This window comes from Jatrophihabitans sp. (assembly GCF_051960575.1).
Taxonomy (GTDB): Bacteria; Actinomycetota; Actinomycetes; order Mycobacteriales; family Jatrophihabitantaceae; genus JBQCEE01.
In genome coordinates this window covers 1-3243 of record NZ_JBQCEE010000241.1, presented here as the reverse complement: position 1 = coordinate 3243, position 3243 = coordinate 1, and the positions used below count along the sequence as shown (strand labels likewise).

The following is a 3243-nucleotide window of genomic DNA, read 5'->3' as shown; positions in this document are numbered from 1 at the left end:
CAGGTGCAGGTCGTCACGCCCGTGCACCGCGGGCCCGCCGGCACGATCGAACTGAACGCCGCGCTCAAGAAGCGTCTCAACCCCGGGTCGGGCGAGAGACGGTTCGACCCAGGTGATCGGGTCGTCGCGACCGCGAACCACCTCGAGGCCGAGCCGGTGGGTTACGCCAACGGCGAGGTCGGCGTCGTCGACCGGGTCGGGCCCGACGGCACGGTGACCGTGGAGTTCGCGTCCGGACCGGCCGAGGTGAAGGGCAAGGCTCTCGCCGACCTGCTGCACGGCTGGGCCATCACGGTGCACCGCGCGCAGGGTTCGGAGTTCCCCGCCGTCGTGGTGGTGCTGGTGCCCGAGGCCGGGCGCATGCTGTCGCGTCCGCTGGTCTACACCGGGCTGACACGCGCGCAGCAGCACCTGTCGATCGTGCACGCGGCCGGCCCCGCGGTCGTGCGGGCGGTGCGGCAGGTCGGCGCGCTCCCCCGCCGCACGCGGCTGGCCGAGCTGCTGCGCGAGGACGTCGGCTGAGGCGGCGGTGATCACCTGGCGGCAGTTGACGCTGGCCGACCTGCCGCTGCTCGCGTCGTGGCTGGGCGACCCCGATGTGCACCGCTGGTGGTACCACGATCCACTCGAGGTCGAGACCGATTTCGGGCCGGCGGCGCGCGGCGAGGAGCCGGGCGAGGACCTCGTCGTGTCGCTCGACGGGCGCCCGGTGGCGTTCGTCCAGCGCTCGCGCATCGCCGACTACGCCGAGGACATGACCGACTTCCTGCGCGTCGCCGACGTGCCCGACGGTGCCGTGTCGGTCGACTACCTCGTCGGCTCGGCGCCCGACCGCGGGCGCGGGCTGGGCTCACGGATCGTGGCGGCGGTCTGCGCCGACACCTGGACGGCCTATCCGGACGCCCCGGCGATCCTCGTCGCCGTCGTGGCCGGCAACCGCGCGTCCTGGCGGCTGCTCGAGCGGGTCGGCTTCCGCCGCGTCGCCGAGGGCGACATCCCGCCCGAGAACCCGGTCGACGACCCGCTGCACTACGTCTACCGCCTCGACCGCCCCGGCAGCCCCGACCTGCGATGATCTCGGGGAAACCCCGGGTCTGACCCGGGTTTTCCCGAGATCATCGAGCTGGCGGGTCGGGCGAGGACACCGTCGGTCACTCTCCGACGACCACCCCGAGGTCGGGTTCGCCCGCCGTCTCGCGCGAGGGGGGCGTCGGGCGCCGAGGTTCGCGCACACCGGCCTCGCCGCCGCCCCGCTCGAGCCAGAGTCGCACGACCGAGCCAGCCGGCACCTTCGTGCCCGAGTCGGGGTACTGGCGCACGACCCGGAACGCGCCGCGCTCGGCGGGCTCGATCGGCGGCTGGTCCTTGTCGGCCGGCGTCGGTGCCAGGCCGGCGGCGAGCAGGATGTCGAAGGCATCGGCGTAGCTGAGGCCGACCAGGTCGGGCACGACCGCCGACCCCGCTGCGCGACGAATCAGACCGCGCACGACCCGGTCGACCGCGGATCCCCGCGCCGCCTCGCCGGCAGCGGCCTGCCCGGTACCGGACGCCGGCACGTCCAGGTCGCGCCACCGCTCCCAGGCGGCCTGCCGCGAGACACCCAGCCGGGTCGCGATCTCGGCCCATGAGGCGCCGTCGCGGCGCGCCTGTCGCACGGCGTGCAACTCGGCCTGGTCGAGCAGCCGGCGGGCCCGGCCGACGTCGGTCAGCGCCCGCAGCGCCTCGCCGGAGACCGCGTCGTCGTCGAACCAGCGGTCGAGGCGGCGCCACGCGTCGCGGTCTTGGTCGTCGTCATCCGCCACATTGTCAGGCTAGCTTGACAGCGCCGCGGCGGCCAGCAGGTGCCGGCGGTCAGGCGAGGACGGCGCGGGCGTTGTCGACGTCGGCGTCCATCTGGGTGACGAGCGCCTCGACGCTGTCGAACTTCGCCATGCCGCGCAGCCGCTGCACGAACTCGAAGCCGAGCGCCTGGCCGTAGAGGTCGCCGCTGAAGTCGAGCAGGTAGCCCTCGACGCGGCGCTGGCGCACCTCGAAGGTGGGGTTGGTGCCGATCGAGATGGCGGCGTCGGCGAGCGGCTCGTCGCCGACGGTGCGGCCCCACTCGTCCAGGCGCCACGCACGGCCGGCATAGACGCCGTCGGCCGGCACCGCGGCCCACGGGTCGGTGCGCAGGTTGGCCGTCGGGTAGCCGAGCTCGCGCCCGCGCTGGTCGCCGCGCTCGACGACGCCGTCGAGCCGGTGCGGGCGCCCGAGCGCCGCGGCGGCCCCGGGCATGTCGCCCGCCTGCACGCACGAGCGCACGTAGGTGGCCGACAGCGGCGTGCCGTGGTCGGCGAGCAGCGGGATGCCCTCGGCGCTGAAGCCCCAGCGGGTGCCGAGCTGCTGCAGCGTCGCGACGTCCCCGGCCGCCTTGTGGCCGAAGCGGAAGTTCTCGCCGACGATCACGCCCGCGGCGTGCAGCTTCTCGACGAGGGCCCAGTGGCCGAACGCGTCCGGTGGCATCTGCGAGAGCTCGAGCGAGAACGGCAGCGCGCAGAAGACGTCGATCCCGAACTGCTCGACGAGCTCCGCGCGACGCACGATGCTCGTCAGCACCGGCGGGTGCGAGCCGGGGCGCACGACCTCCGACGGGTGAGGCACGAACGTCATGAGCACGCTGGGCACGCCGCGTTGCCTCGCCTGCGCGACCGCCCGGCCGATGATGTCCTGGTGCCCGCGGTGCACCCCGTCGAACACACCGATGGTGACGACGCACCGCCCCCAGTCGGACGGGACGGCGTCGAGCCCATGCCAGCGTTGCACGGGGCCGAGCCTACTGAGCGGCGACGGCGCACCGTCTCATGCCGCGCGCTGTGCCTGCTCGATCGCCCACCACACCGCGCCGAGCAGCTCGGCACGGGCGCCGAGCTGCGCGCGCAGCACCGTGACGGCGCGGGCCACCGCGGGCATCGCCTCGGTGTCGATCGCCGTGCGCACCGCCGCGATCACAGCGTCACCGGCGGCACCGGCCGCGCCGAGTTCACCGCCGATCACGACGGCCTGCGGGTTGAGGCAGTTGCACAAACCGGCGAGCACGACGCCCAGGGCGTGCCCGGCCTCGGCCAGCACGGACCTCGCGGCGGCGCCCGCCAGGTCTGGCGCCGCACCACGGTCGAGACGGGCGTATACCGCGTCGATCGAGGCAACGGTCTCGAGACAGCCGCGGGCACCGCACCGGCACCGGGCGCGAGCACCGGGCACCCG

The 3243-nt window shown here is 74.7% G+C and carries 5 protein-coding genes; 2 read left to right on the top strand and 3 right to left on the bottom strand.

What is annotated here, in order from left to right; translation table 11 throughout:
* Both ACTHMS_RS13480 and ACTHMS_RS13475 read left to right on the top strand, forming a co-directional pair.
* Positions 1 to 522, top strand: a 522-nt coding sequence (locus ACTHMS_RS13480; protein WP_440307185.1) for an ATP-dependent DNA helicase, incomplete at its 5' end; no start/stop codon positions are given.
* Positions 523 to 529: 7 nt separating this feature from the next.
* On the top strand, positions 530 to 1075 hold the full coding sequence (locus ACTHMS_RS13475) for a GNAT family N-acetyltransferase (RefSeq protein WP_440307184.1): 546 nt from the start codon (positions 530 to 532) through the stop codon (positions 1073 to 1075).
* A gap of 76 nt (positions 1076 to 1151) precedes the next feature.
* On the opposite strand, the gene ACTHMS_RS13470 is transcribed toward ACTHMS_RS13475, so the two are convergent.
* From ACTHMS_RS13470 to ACTHMS_RS13460, 3 genes are all read right to left on the bottom strand, one after another.
* Positions 1152 to 1802, bottom strand: coding sequence for a PASTA domain-containing protein (locus ACTHMS_RS13470; protein WP_440307183.1), 651 nt, complete (start codon positions 1800 to 1802; stop codon positions 1152 to 1154).
* Between the two features lie 49 nt (positions 1803 to 1851).
* Positions 1852 to 2802, bottom strand: a complete 951-nt coding sequence (locus tag ACTHMS_RS13465) for a bifunctional riboflavin kinase/FAD synthetase (RefSeq protein ID WP_440307182.1) — start codon at positions 2800 to 2802, stop codon at positions 1852 to 1854.
* Between the two features lie 36 nt (positions 2803 to 2838).
* On the bottom strand, positions 2839 to 3243 hold a 405-nt coding region (locus ACTHMS_RS13460), incomplete at its 5' end, for an ROK family protein (protein WP_440307181.1).